The sequence below is a fragment of the Rothia sp. HMSC078H08 genome, assembly GCF_001808955.1.
GTDB lineage: Bacteria > Actinomycetota > Actinomycetes > Actinomycetales > Micrococcaceae > Rothia.
Window position 1 is genome coordinate 23,669 of record NZ_KV795249.1, and the last position, 13,500, is coordinate 37,168.

The following is a 13,500-nucleotide window of genomic DNA, read 5'->3' on the forward strand; positions in this document are numbered from 1 at the left end:
GCCCGCCCGCACCACTCGGTGCGGGCGGGCCTCGCGCCGTCTGCGCCGCCTCAGCGGCTCTCCACCGCCTGACGCGCGGCCGGGTTATCCACAGGCGTAAACCACCCGGAGGCGCCACCCGGTGCGGGCGAATATACTTAAGAACCGTGGTACACCATTCAAAACCCGCCCGTTTGGGCATCGGAATCATTTCAGCCGGGAAGGTTGGCGCCGTCCTCGGCGCGGCCCTGCGCGCCTGCGAGCACACGATTGTGGGTGTTCACGCGGTGTCCGAGGCCTCCCGGGAGCGCGCCGCGATGCTGCTCCCCGATGTGCCACTGCTTCCGGTGGAACAGATTGCCGAACGGAGCGAACTGCTGATTCTGGCCGTCCCCGACGACGAGCTGCCGGGCCTCATCACCTACCTGGCCTCCTCCGGGAGCATCACCGCCGGTCAGCTTTTGGTGCACACCTCCGGCCGTCACGGCACGGAGGTTTTCGCCCCCGCAACGGCCCTGGGCGCCATTGGCCTGGCCATTCACCCGGCCATGACCTTCACGGGCCTGTCCATGGACCTGCAGCGGTTGAACGGCACGAGCTTCGCGGTGACCGGCCCCGCCCCCTTCCTGCCCATCGCGCAGGCCCTGGTGGTTGAGATGGGTGGCGAGCCCGTCCACGTGGCCGAAGCCGACCGAGCCCTGTACCACGCAGCCCTGGCCCACGCCTCGAATCACCTCGTGACGATTCTGGGCCAGGCTCAGCAGATGCTCGCATCCATCGGCATTGAGGACCCGGCCCATTACATGAGTCCGCTGGTCCGCGCGGCCGTGGATAACGCGCTCGCAAGCGGCGAAGGGGCCCTAACCGGTCCCGTTGCGCGCGGCGATGCGGGTACCGTGGCCGCCCACATGAGGGCGCTCGGCGAGTATGCACAGGGAGAAAAAACAGGTGATATTACAGACTCTTACGCCGCTCTGGCGCATGCGACCGCAAAAAGGGCGCATAATAGAGGTTTGTTAAACGATGAACAACTGGAACGGATCGAAAGCCTGGTGGAACCTTCCGCGAACGTGGAGTACACCGGCGACACCGACGATTCTGCCCCCGAAAACAAGGAGTTCTCGTCATGACTGAGACTTCGATGCCCCGCGTCGTGACCACCATTGCGGAGTTCCGCACCGCTATCGCGCAGGCTTTGGCCACCGCGCAGGACGCCCTGGACCGTGCTGCCCGCCTCGAGGCGGAGCAGAACGGCACTGACGTTCAGTACCGTACCGCCACCCTGGGTTACGTGCCCACTATGGGTGCCCTCCACGATGGCCACGCCACCCTGTTGCGCCGCGCTTCCGAGCAGAACGATGTTGTTGTCGCCTCTGTGTTTGTGAACCCGCTGCAGTTCGGCCCCGGCGAGGACTACGAGGCGTACCCGCGCACCCTTGAGGCCGATGCCGAGCTGGCTGGTGCCGCCGGCGTGAGCATCATCTTCGCCCCCTCGGTGGAGGAGATGTACCCCGACGGCGACCCGCTGATCCGCATCTCGAGCGGCGAGCTGGGCACCAAGTTCGAGGGCGCAACTCGCCCCGGACACTTCGACGGCGTGCTGACCGTGGTGAATAAGTTCTTCAACATCATTCGCCCCGCCGCCGGCTCACACCCGGTGAACGCGTACTTCGGCCAGAAGGACGCCCAGCAGTACATCCTGATTCAGCGCATGGTTCACGACTTCAACCACGACGTGACCCTGCGCCCCGTGGCCATTGTGCGCGACGATAACGGCCTGGCCCTCTCCTCGCGCAACGGCTACCTGTCGGATGAGGAGCGCGAATCGGCTCTGGTGCTCTCCCGCACCCTGGCCATGCTGCGCGAGAACTCGCTGAACCGCGGCTTCCACGAGATTGACCTGGAGGGCGCGCGCGAGCGCATCAACTCCACCCCGGGCGTGCGCCTCGATTACCTGGAACTGGTCGACCCGATGACTTTCGGCGAGCCGACCGAGGATTCGGAGCGCGTGCTGGCCCTGGTCGCCGCGTATGTGGGCCCGACCCGCCTGATTGACAACATGGACCTGCGCTAAGCGTTCGCTGAATTTCGTTTAGAGACTTCCCAACACACTACACAGATAGGTATCACCGTGAGCACTGAGCACCACGCCGCACCGGCGATTGCTGATATGTCCGAGCAGATGCAGATTCGCCTGGAGAAGCGCGCGAAGCTGATTGAGTCGGGTCGTGAGGCATACCCGGTGGGCTTGCTGGATTCCGAGGGTAACCGTGTGGAGCCCAACCACATCGAGGATCTGCGCGCCGAGTACGACCCGAAGCTGGAGTCCGGCGAGCTGAAGGCTGGCGACGAGACCGACCGCGTGGTGCACGTGGGCGGCCGCGTGGTGTTCGTTCGTAACACCGGTAAGCTGTGCTTTGCGACCCTGCAGGGCGGTACCGAGGGTAAGCGCATCCAGGCGATGCTGTCGCTGGCTGAGGTGGGCGAGGAGTCCCTGGCCGAGTGGAAGTCCCTGGTTGACCTGGGTGACCACGTGTTCGTGACCGGCCGCGTGATTGTGTCTCGCCGCGGTGAGCTGTCGATCATGGTGACCGACTGGAAGATGGCCTCGAAGGCTATCCGCCCCATGCCGGTTCTGCACAAGGACCTGAACGAGGAAACCCGCGTGCGCCAGCGCTACCTGGACCTGATGGTGCGCGAGGAGGCCCGCGAGCTGGTGAAGAAGCGTGCCCTGATTACCCGCACCGTGCGCCGCGTACTGGACGAGCACGGCTACGTTGAGGTTGAGACCCCGGTCCTGCAGCTGATTCACGGTGGCGCGACGGCTCGTCCGTTCCGCACCCACCTGAACGCTTTCGACCAGCCGATGACCATGCGCATCGCGACCGAGCTGCCGCTCAAGCGCGCCGTGGTGGGCGGTATTGAGCGCGTGTACGAGATTGGTCGCGTGTTCCGCAACGAGGGCGTCGACTCGACTCACAGCCCCGAGTTCACCACCCTGGAGTGCTACGAGGCGTACGCCGACCAGTTCGTGATGGCCGAGCGCATGAAGGAGATTATCCAGAGCTGCGCCAAGGCCGTCGGTACCGAGCGTATTGAGACTGAGAACGGCACCATTGACCTGTTCGGTGAGTGGAAGTGGGTTGGCGTGTACCCGGGCCTGTCCGAGGCCGTGGGTGTTGAGATTACCCCGGAGACCGACGCGTCCGTTCTGCGCGAGATTGCCGAGAAGCACGAGGTTGATATCGACCCGAAGTGGGACGCAGAGAAGCTCGTCATCGAGCTCTTCGGCGAGATTGTCGAGCCGACCCTGGTGAACCCGACCTTCGTGTACGATTACCCGCCGAGCGCTCAGCCGCTGGCCCGCCCGCACCGTTCCGGTGAGCCGCTGATTGAGGCCTGGGACCTGATTATCGGCGGCATGGAGCGCGGTACCGCGTTCTCCGAGCTGATTGACCCGGTGATTCAGCGTGAGCGTCTGACCGCCCAGTCGCTGCTGGCTGCTGCCGGTGACGATGAGGCGATGGAGCTGGACGAGGACTTCCTGCGCGCCCTGGAGCACGGTGCACCCCCGATGGGTGGCATTGGTCTGGGCATCGATCGTCTGATTATGCTGCTGGCGGGCGACCAGGATCCGGAGCGTCCGGGTACCGTGGTGCGTCAGCCCGGTATTCGCGAGACGATTCTGTTCCCGCTCATGAAGCCGGAAGCTTAATTTCTTATCTTGAGGGCCTGGACTCGTTCCGCGCGTGTTTGCGCGGGGCGTTCCGGGTTTGAACGCGGCGGGGGCCGCGGGCGCGTGTGCGCTCGCGGCCCCCGCTCTCGTATGCCCTGCCCGAGTGAATCCGGTACTCAGCCCTAAATGGGCTCGGGCGGGCTCGGCTCCGTGTTTCTCGTAGTCGTGTTTTCATCTCGGCGTTTTTGCTTCGGCGCTTTCGGATGTGGTGTTTTCGGGCGGCTTTTATCGGTTTGAAATTCTCCGGCTGTAGCTTAGTTTTGGCTAGTCAGCCGTATATGGGGACGGCGAGCGAAAAGTATTCTCGGTGATGACTTACGGATTCGCAATGAATAGGGGCGTGCGGATGTGGAATATACCGTTGAGATAGTTTTGCCGTTCCGCGCGGGATGAAGGATTATCCGCGAGATTATTCCTGCTGATTTCCTGACGCGCACCATTCAAATGCACGCGGCGCGTCTCTAGCGTTCGACCGGTGGGCTATTTAATGAGCCGACCCGCACAGCGGAGGCGATAATATGCGTACAGAGAACAGCCTCCGTATTGCCGATGATTTGGGGACGATATTCCCGAAAATATTCCTCATATTATTCTCGGGTGTTATTTACCCGTCTATTTTGCCGGTTTGCGCAATGAACGCCTCCGGTATTTCTGTTACGATATATAGGAAATTAGTACATATGTATATCCGGCACACTTTTTCTCTATCAATTTTCGATAGGGGCTTCAGGGTTTTGCGCCCATAGGATATATGCAACAGATGAGGGAGGTGCCATTTATGGCACAGAAGGTTCGCATCATCCTTGAAGACGATTTGGACGGCGGCCCCGCCGACGAGACCATCCGCTTCGGCCTGGATGGCGCTCACTACGAGATTGATTTGTCCTCCGCAAACGCCGCACGTCTGCGCGACGCTATCCGTCCCTTCGTAGCTAAGTCCCGCCGCGTGCAGGGCTCCGCTCAGCGCACCCGCGCACCCCGCGGTACCGCCGCTCCGGTCAAGCGTAACCCCGAGACCGCAGCGATTCGCGAGTGGGCTAAGGCTAACGGCCACAAGGTTTCCGACCGTGGCCGCATCCACCAGGACATTCAGGATGCATACTACGCAGCAATGAAGGAACAGGCTTAATTTCTAGCCCCTTCGGGTTTTGCTCCGTGCGGAGCAAATGCATTGTGTACGCTCACGGCGGATAGCGATTATCGCTATCCGCCGTGAGCGTTTTTATGTGGCGGTAAATATCGGGGCCGCGGCGTGAGGATTTGAATTATCAATCCTGGAGGGTGGGGGAAAGCGTGCGGTGTTCTACCGAGGCACCAGCATGTTTAATTTACTTGTAAAACATATTGTTGGCAGCGGAGAGTGCAATTTCTTGCACTCGCCAGAATGTACAGACGGAATGTCGATATCATTGCGTCCGTATTTATAAGGGCATAGCCCCAGATTGATTCTCTCCGCGCGAATAACTCGTGAGCGATGAGTGCGCGTGTCATTATTTCCGGGATTATTCACCCGTTCGTGGCATCTATATCTTTATGTATTTTTACGCGCTTTAGGGAATGATGGGGAAGTCGTGAATCATGTAGTGAGATTCTCGCGCGAGCCCAGGAATTATTGTCGTCCCGTCGAGTGATTGGCGTGCATATACTTTGAAAGACAGTGCATATTCTGCAATATCCGGGATTCTCTGCAGATAATCTGGGCCTATCGTATTCCTATACGTGGATTTTTCTGTGTTTGTGTTCGGCAATATGTGCATTCGAGTGTCGCGAGGCGACCCTCAAAAAGGTGCCGGGCGCTTCGAAAGATGAGCGGACGCGCTGCCGAGCCCCGGCAAAGGAATCCGTCCGCCCCGATTGCCTTCCGCCCGCGCCCTTTCCGTTCTCTTGATGGCGAACAGATGCCCGAGCGCAGGGCAGAAACCCGGCACTCAACGTACTCTTGTATCAATAGGAAAATGCAAGGAGTGCGTAAATGTTTGAACGCTTTACCGACCGAGCTCGGCGCGTTGTGGTGCTTGCCCAGGAAGAGGCACGCATGCTCAACCACAACTACATCGGTACCGAACACCTGCTGCTCGGTCTGATTCACGAGGGCGAAGGCATCGGTGCACGCGCCCTGGAATCATTGGGCGTTACCCTGAACGCAGTACGTGAACAGGTTCAGGACATCGTCGGCCCCGGCCCCCAGGCCCCCAACGGACACATCCCCTTCACCCCCCGCGCGAAGAAGGTTCTCGAACTGTCCATGCGCGAGGCTATTCAGCTGAACCACGGCTACATCGGCACCGAACACATCCTGCTGGGCATGGTTCGTGCGAACGAGGGCGTGGCAAACCAGGTGCTCGTTAAGCTGGGCGCTGAGCCCGCCGCCGTGCGCCAGGCTGTCATGGACCTGATTTCCGGCTACCCCGGCAACAACTCCGGCGAGAAGGAAACTGCCGGCGTGGGTGCAGGTAACTCTCGCGAAGGCACTCCCGCGGGTTCCACGATTCTGGATCAGTTCGGCCGCAACCTCACCGCCGCAGCGCGTGAGGGCGAGCTGGACCCGGTGATTGGCCGTCACCACGAGATGGAACGCGTCATGCAGGTTCTCTCTCGCCGCACCAAGAACAACCCCGTGCTGATCGGTGAGCCCGGTGTGGGTAAGACCGCCGTGGTTGAGGGCCTGGCCCAGGCCATCGTGCACGGTGACGTCCCCGAGACCCTCAAGGATAAGCACCTGTACACCCTGGATCTCGGCTCCCTCGTGGCCGGTTCCCGCTACCGCGGTGACTTCGAGGAACGTCTGAAGAAGGTTCTGAAGGAGATTCGCTCCCGCGGCGACATCATCCTGTTCATCGACGAGATCCACACCCTGGTGGGTGCCGGTGCCGCCGAAGGCGCGATTGACGCTGCCTCCATCCTCAAGCCCATGCTGGCCCGAGGCGAGCTGCAGACCATCGGTGCAACCACCCTGGACGAGTACCGCAAGCACATCGAGAAGGACGCCGCCCTGGAGCGCCGCTTCCAGCCGATTCTGGTGGACGAGCCCTCCCAGGAGCTCGCCGTGCAGATTCTGAAGGGTGTGCGCGATAAGTACGAGGCTCACCACCGTGTCACCATCACCGACGAGGCGATTGAGACCGCCGTGAACCTCGCGGCACGCTACATCTCCGACCGCTTCCTGCCGGATAAAGCCGTCGACCTGATTGACGAGGCCGGTGCGCGCCTGCGCATCAAGCGCATGACCGCTCCGCCGGAAATTAAGATTCTGGACGAGAAAGCCGCCAAGCTGCGCCAGCAGAAGGAAGAGGCCATCAACTCGCAGGATTACGAGAAGGCAGCCGGCCTGCGCGACCAGGAGCAGAAGGTCCTGGCCGAGAAGGAAGCCGCAGAGAAGGAATGGCGCGAGGGTGGCGGAGACGCCTACGGCGTCGTGACCCCCGAGGTGATTTCCGAGGTTCTGGCCGCCTCCACCGGCGTGCCCGTCTACAAGATCACCGAGGAAGAGTCCAGCCGCCTGCTGACCATGGAGCAGGAGCTCCACAAGCGCGTCATTGGTCAGGAGCACGCCATTGCGGCCCTGTCCCGTGCGATTCGTCGTACCCGTGCGGGTCTGAAGGATCCGCACCGTCCCGGTGGCTCGTTCATCTTCGCAGGTCCGACCGGTGTGGGTAAGACCGAGCTTGCTAAGGCCCTGGCCGAGTTCCTCTTCGGTGACGAGGACGCCCTTATCACCCTGGATATGTCCGAGTATCAGGAGAAGCACACCGTCTCCCGTCTGTTCGGTGCCCCTCCCGGATACGTTGGCTACGAAGAGGGCGGTCAGCTGACCGAGAAGGTGCGCCGCAAGCCCTTCTCCGTGGTCCTGTTCGACGAGGTGGAGAAGGCTCACTCCGACCTGTTCAACTCGCTGCTGCAGATTCTTGAGGACGGCCGCCTGACCGACTCGCAGGGTCGTGTGGTGGACTTCAAGAACACCGTGATCATCATGACCACCAACCTGGGTTCCCGCGATGTGAACCGCCGCATCCCGGTTGGTTTCCAGGCCATGGACGATTCCGCCGCCGATTACGAGCGCATGCAGGCTCGCGTGATGGAAAGCCTCAAGGAGCACTTCCGTCCCGAGTTCCTGAACCGTGTGGATGACATTATTGTCTTCCCGCAGCTCTCGGAATCCGAGATTCTGCAGATTGTGGACCTGTTCGTGGGTCGCCTGGCCAAGCGCCTGGCGGAGCAGGATATGTCCATCGAGCTGACCAACGCGGCAAAGGCCCTCATGGCAGCCAAGGGTTACGACCCGGCTATGGGTGCCCGCCCGCTGCGCCGCGAGATGCAACGCAACATCGAGGACGCCCTGTCCGAGAAGATTCTCTTCGGCGACATCAAGCCCGGCGAGAAGATCACCGTGGACGTTGAGGGCGAGGGCGACTCCGCGAAGTTCGTCTTCTCGTCTCAGCCGATGAAGGAGCTCTCCCTGGAGTCCGTGAAGGAGCCCGCGAAGGAGGGTGAGTCTTCCGAGGCTCCCGCTTCCGAGGTCCGCGAGGGCCAGGGTAACGACTAGGCGCTAGGCTCTAGCGCACAAAACGCCCGAGGGGCGGTACCGGTTATTCGGTGCCCCCCTCGGGCGTTTTGTGCGTTCTAAGACCCTCTGGGGCCTTTCTAAAGCGAGACGAGTACCCGCCCGCCCTCCGGTACCTCACGGGCCAGAGAATCAGCCAGAAGGCCCGCGTAGCAGCGCTGCAGCTGTTCGGAGGCGGGGGAGAGCGCGTACAACGCCTTGAGCGGGCGGTGCACCTCGGCCGGAACATTCGCGGGGAACACCAGGTCGGGCGAGGCGGCAGCACCGGTGGCCGAGGCTGCATCCAGGATGAGGCTGCGCTCCACGGGCTCGTGGGCGGCGCGGAGAACCGCCATGACGGCACCGCGCACCTGGCGGTCCGTGCCGTGCCAGGCCTGGCCCTTTGGCGTGTACTCAGCATCGGGTCGGCCGGCCGCAATCCAGGCGCACACATCCTGCACGGGGCACTGCTCGCAGGTCGGGGACTTCGCGGTGCAGACCAGCGCACCGAGCTCCATGGTCGCCGCGTTCCACACGCAGGAGGTGGGGGTATCGGCGGGCATGAGTGCCTCGGCCAGGCGGGTTTCGGAGGCCGTCAGCGAGCGGGAGGGGAGAGCCTTGCCGCTGACGGCGCGGGCGTGCACGCGGCGAATATTCGTGTCGATGACCGTCTCTCGCAGGCCGAACGCGAAAACGCTGATGGCGGCGGCCGTGTAGGAGCCCACGCCCGGCAGGTCGAGGAGCGCATCGTGGTCGGCGGGAACCTTACCATCATGCCGCTCCACAATCGCCACGGCAGCCCCGTGCAGGCGCTGAGCGCGGCGCGGGTAACCCAGGCGACCCCAGGCGCGCACCGCCTCCGAGACGGGCTCGGCGGCCAGGTCTGCGGGGGTGGGCCAGCGGCGCATCCACTCCTCCCAGACGGGCAGGACGCGCTTGACGGGGGTCTGCTGTAGCATGAATTCGCTGACCATCACGCCCCAGGGCGAGCAGTCGTCGCGGCGCCAGGGCAGGTCGCGTGCGTTCTGCAGGAACCAGCCATTAATGCGTTCGTGCAGAAGGTGCGGCTTGATGCCTTGTGGGAGGGGATTTGCGGGGTCTGCTGCTTCTTGAATCATCAGAAAAGCCTACGTCACGGGCTATATATTCCCAAAACGGCATGGAATGGGTTCATGGTGAATCTAAGGTTGAAACCCGGTATCCTTAGAGTATGTCTGAAAACGGTCCCGTTCTGCCTCCCGAAGTTTACCGCCGCCGTCGCATCGTGGCGGTTGTTGCCTTGCTCGCCGTCATTCTCCTGCTGGTTGCGGGCGTGACGAGCATCGTCGGCATGATTAATAACAAGAAGGACGCCACCGTCGCTTCTACCGCGACGGCCACCGGTGCGCCCTTCCAGAGCTTCAGCGCGCGTCCCTCCGAAACGGCCTCGGCTAGCGCTTCCGCCTCGGCAAGTCCTTCTGCCTCCCCGAGCGAGACGACGACCAAGAGTGCCTCCCCTAATGCCACCGAGACCAAGGCGGCTGAAACCAAGAGCCCCGAGGCAAAGCCGAGCGAGGCCAAGACCGCGCAGGCCACCCCCTCCGCCACCCCGAGCGCAAGCGCGGCGGGTGTGGTGGCAGCCTGCACCGCGAACGACCTGAAGGTGACCGTTACCCCCGCGAAGCGCACGTTCGCCGCGGGCGAGCAGGTCTCGTTCCACGTGACCTACACGAACTCCTCGAAGACCCCCTGCGCCGTGGGTGGCGAGGGTGCGAATACCGGCGTGGACCTGAACATCACCTCGGGATCGGCGCAGGTGTACACCCGTAGCCTGTGCACCGCGACCACCCTGCCGAAGGCTGAGGTTGCCGCGGGCGCCGAGGGTGCAACCGACCTGGCCTGGGATCGCAAGATCAACGTTCTGGGCTGCTCCGCTGCTTCGAACGCCCAGAAGGGTTCCTACTGGGCAACCGCAACGGTGAACGGCGTAACCTCGACCAAGGTGAACTTCGTGATTCAGTAGTCGCTTCGCCGAGCCCCCCCCATAGTTTTCGCCCGTGAGCGGGCGTAAGAAGCCCCCATGCTGGATGTTCTTCCGGCACGGGGGCTTTTCGTATGAGCTTTTGTCTGGCTATTACTTGGAGGCGCGCGGCTTGGCGAATCGGCGCTCACCCAGGTAGCCGAGCAAGCCGCCAAAGACGGTCCACTGCAGGGCTGCTAGAAGCAGGGTGGGCGGGTCGGTCACCTCGAAGGAGTTGGGGATGACTCGGAACCACAGCAGTGGCAGGTAAATCAGAAAAAGAATGGGGGAAGCCCACACAAAGAACGGGACGGAACGCTTGGCCATAGTGACCTCCTCGTGACGTGTTATGGCCTGGATAAGGGGAAACCTCTGTCGACACATCATAACCCGGAACCGTTCTCAAATGCTAGGGGTGTAACCGGGTGATTAGAGGTAGCGCTCCAGGCTGCTTTCCGCCATGCGGGTCAGCTGCTCGCGCACCGTGCGGGCGCGCGCCTCGCCCACGCCGTCCACGGCTCGCAAATCCTCAAGGGAAGCCGCCATGAGGGCCTGAAGGCTTCCAAAGCGTTCCACGAGGCGTTCGGCAATCGCGTTCGGAATGCTCGGAATACCGTCCAGCAGACGGAAGCCGCGCGGCTGCAGGGGAGTCTCCAAATCGGGGTTCTCGCCAAAGCCGACGGTGCGGGCAATCGCGCGCAAATCGACGATGCCCATACCGTCTAGGTTCTGGAGCGCCTGCACGCCGGCGGCGATCAGCTCGTCATTCGCCTCGGGCAGGTAGTCACGCAGAATCAGGTCGCTGGCGGTCATCTCGGGCGCGCGCAGCTCCTCCAGCTGCAGGGCAATCAGGCGGCCGTGCACGCCAAGCTCCAGCACGTAGTGGCTGACCTCGCGGATAATGCGGTTCACCATCTCCATGCGCTGAAGGGTCATCGCCACATCCGCCAGGGACACGTTGGACTCAATCTCCAGGGCCGAGAGCGAGGAAAGCACAGAGCGCAGGCGCTTCTTATAGCTTTCAAGGGTCTGAATCGCCTGGTTCGCGCGGGCCATGAGGTACTGGCTGTCCTCGACCGTGTAGCGGGTGCCGTCAACGTACACCGAAATGACGGACATTGAGGCGCTCACCGAAATCACCGGGAAACCGGTCTGAATCGCGGTGCGCTCGGCGGTGCGGTGGCGGGTGCCGGACTCGTTCGTATCGATGGAGGCGTCCGGCATGAGTTGCACTGCGGCGTGCAGCAGGCGGGTGGCGTCGCGGTCGCAGATGATGGCGCCATCCATCTTGGCCAGCTCGCGCAGGCGGGTTGCCGAAAACTCGGTGTCGATGTTGAAACCGCCCGAAGACATGGAGGATACGGTGCGGTCGGAGCCGAGTACGATGAGCGCGCCCGTACGGCCACGCATGATGCGTTCCAGGCCCTCGCGAAGCTCGGTGCCGGGGGCGATTCGGGCGATAGTTTTTAGCAAAAGGTCACTATAATTCATCTGCACGAAGACCATTGTACCCATAAGGGTGGTTATTGAGCCAGGTCAGGGGCGAAACGGCGGGCTAAAGTGCCTTAAAAACGAATAGATATTCTTGATTTTAAACGATGTTGAAATGTTGTTCCCCGGGAGGCACTTGCGGCGGCCCCGGATGGTTTTACGGGCGCGGGCCGCCCCGCTGTACGCCCGTCGCGAGAGATGACCTTCGCCCCGGTAAGAAAGCGGGCCCGCCCCTACAATAGAGCCATGAGCGCCCGCACCAAGACCACCAAAACCGCCCCCGCCTACCGCTGCACCGAATGTGGCTGGACCACCGCCAAGTGGGTGGGCCGCTGCGGCGAGTGTCAGACCTGGGGCACCGTCGAAGAAGCCGCCGGGGGCACCCGCGCGCGCACCCGTGCCGCATCCAGCGTGCAGAAACCCGCCCAGCCCATCGCCGAGGTCGACTCGCGTGTGGCCGCCTACATGAGCACCGGAAACCCCGAATTTGACCGCGTACTCGGCGGCGGACTCGTGCCCGGCGCGGTCATCCTCATGGCGGGCGAACCCGGCGTGGGCAAGTCCACCCTACTGCTGGACGTTGCCGCCACCTTCGCGTGCGGCACCGCCGGGATTGCGGGTCGGAAGGGCGCGCAGAACCGGACGAACACCCCAGCGCAAAACACCTCTGCGCAGAACACCCAGCCGCCGCGCCCGGTCCTGTACATCACCGGCGAGGAATCCGCCGCGCAGGTCAAGCTTCGCGCCGACCGCATCGGTGCCATCGCGGAAACCCTCTACCTGACCAGCGAAACCGACCTCGGTACCGCCCTGGCTCACATCGAGCAGATTGACCCGGCGCTGCTGGTCATCGACTCCGTGCAGACCCTCGCCTCCGCGGAAGTTGAGGGTAGCGCCGGTGGTGTCACCCAGGTGCGCGAGGTCGCCGCCTCCGTGATTGCAGCCGCGAAGGAACGCAATATGTGCACCCTGCTCGTGGGTCACGTGACCAAGGAGGGCACCATCGCGGGCCCGCGCCTGCTTGAGCACTTGGTGGACGTGGTCTGCCAGTTCGAGGGCGATAAGCACTCGAATATCCGCATGCTGCGCGCGATCAAGAACCGCTTCGGCCCCACCGACGAGGTGGGCTGCTTTGACATGCACGAGGATGGCATCGCGCCCGTGCTGGACCCCTCCGGCATGTTCGTCTCCAGCACCCCGCACCCGGTGGCGGGCACCTGCGTGACCGTCACGATGGAGGGCCGCCGACCCCTGCTCGCGGAGGTTCAGGCACTGCTGGATCAGGCGGTGGCACCCGCCCCGCGCCGTACCGTCTCGGGCCTGGATTCAGCGCGTATCCAGATGCTGTTGGCGGTGCTGCAGCGCCGCGCCGGGCTGAACGTGGGCAAGCTCGACTGCTACGTCTCCACGGTGGGCGGTGCAAAAATTGCCGAGCCCGCCGCCGACCTGGCGTGCGTCATGGCGCTTGCCTCGGCGGCGCAAAATAAGCCGCTACCGCGTAAACTCGCGGTCTTCGGCGAGGTCGGCCTGGCGGGTGAGGTGCGCGCCGTGCCGGGCATCCGCCAGCGCATCGCGGAGGTGGGCCGCCTGGGCTTCACGCACGTGCTGGTGCCCGCCTCCCCGACCGGCGTGGGAGACGTGCCCGAGGGCGTGACCGTGCGTGAGGTGACCACCCTGGGTGAGGCGCTGGCACTACTCTTCCCGCAGAAGTAGCCGCCCGCGCATCAACAGCATAGAGATAGCGGAGGAGGGGGC

10 protein-coding genes are annotated in these 13,500 nt (G+C 63.1%); 7 read left to right on the top strand and 3 right to left on the bottom strand.

The annotated features are described in order from the left end of the window. The first annotated feature begins 146 nt into the window (after positions 1–146). From HMPREF2528_RS02270 to HMPREF2528_RS02290, 5 genes are all read left to right on the top strand, one after another. Positions 147–1,109 (top strand): Rossmann-like and DUF2520 domain-containing protein, encoded by a 963-nt coding sequence (locus HMPREF2528_RS02270; protein ID WP_070542077.1) that lies wholly within the window; start codon positions 147–149, stop codon positions 1,107–1,109. Next, positions 1,106–2,053, top strand: a complete 948-nt coding sequence (panC, locus tag HMPREF2528_RS02275; protein WP_070542080.1) for a pantoate--beta-alanine ligase — start codon at positions 1,106–1,108, stop codon at positions 2,051–2,053. The genes HMPREF2528_RS02270 and panC overlap by 4 nt, the downstream gene beginning before the upstream one ends. A gap of 108 nt (positions 2,054–2,161) precedes the next feature. After that, entirely contained in the window at positions 2,162–3,694 is a 1,533-nt protein-coding gene (gene lysS / locus HMPREF2528_RS02280; protein ID WP_246823738.1) for a lysine--tRNA ligase, read from the top strand. Between the two features lie 799 nt (positions 3,695–4,493). Next, positions 4,494–4,844, top strand: a complete 351-nt coding sequence (locus HMPREF2528_RS02285; protein WP_049333459.1) for a histone-like nucleoid-structuring protein Lsr2 — start codon at positions 4,494–4,496, stop codon at positions 4,842–4,844. A gap of 843 nt (positions 4,845–5,687) precedes the next feature. Next, positions 5,688–8,258, top strand: a complete 2,571-nt coding sequence (locus HMPREF2528_RS02290; protein WP_049333457.1) for an ATP-dependent Clp protease ATP-binding subunit — start codon at positions 5,688–5,690, stop codon at positions 8,256–8,258. A gap of 98 nt (positions 8,259–8,356) precedes the next feature. Here the strand turns inward: HMPREF2528_RS02290 and HMPREF2528_RS02295 are convergent, their stop codons facing one another. Further along, positions 8,357–9,373, bottom strand: coding sequence for an HhH-GPD family protein (locus tag HMPREF2528_RS02295; protein WP_070542083.1), 1,017 nt, complete (start codon positions 9,371–9,373; stop codon positions 8,357–8,359). A gap of 92 nt (positions 9,374–9,465) precedes the next feature. Here HMPREF2528_RS02295 and HMPREF2528_RS02300 point away from each other — a divergent pair, with 92 nt between their 5' ends. After that, a complete protein-coding gene (locus HMPREF2528_RS02300; RefSeq protein WP_070542085.1) occupies positions 9,466–10,257 on the top strand; it encodes a hypothetical protein in 792 nt (263 codons plus the stop codon). Positions 10,258–10,368: 111 nt separating this feature from the next. Here the strand turns inward: HMPREF2528_RS02300 and HMPREF2528_RS02305 are convergent, their stop codons facing one another. Together HMPREF2528_RS02305 and disA are read right to left on the bottom strand one after the other, a co-directional pair. Continuing rightward, on the bottom strand, positions 10,369–10,581 hold the full coding sequence (locus tag HMPREF2528_RS02305; protein WP_049345963.1) for a hypothetical protein: 213 nt from the start codon (positions 10,579–10,581) through the stop codon (positions 10,369–10,371). A gap of 102 nt (positions 10,582–10,683) precedes the next feature. Further along, positions 10,684–11,760, bottom strand: coding sequence for a DNA integrity scanning diadenylate cyclase DisA (gene disA / locus HMPREF2528_RS02310; protein ID WP_070542096.1), 1,077 nt, complete (start codon positions 11,758–11,760; stop codon positions 10,684–10,686). A 231-nt stretch (positions 11,761–11,991) separates the two neighbouring features. On the opposite strand from disA, the gene HMPREF2528_RS02315 reads away from it, so the two are divergent. Next, positions 11,992–13,458 (top strand): DNA repair protein RadA, encoded by a 1,467-nt coding sequence (locus HMPREF2528_RS02315; protein WP_049333397.1) that lies wholly within the window; start codon positions 11,992–11,994, stop codon positions 13,456–13,458. The last annotated feature ends 42 nt before the right edge of the window (positions 13,459–13,500 follow it).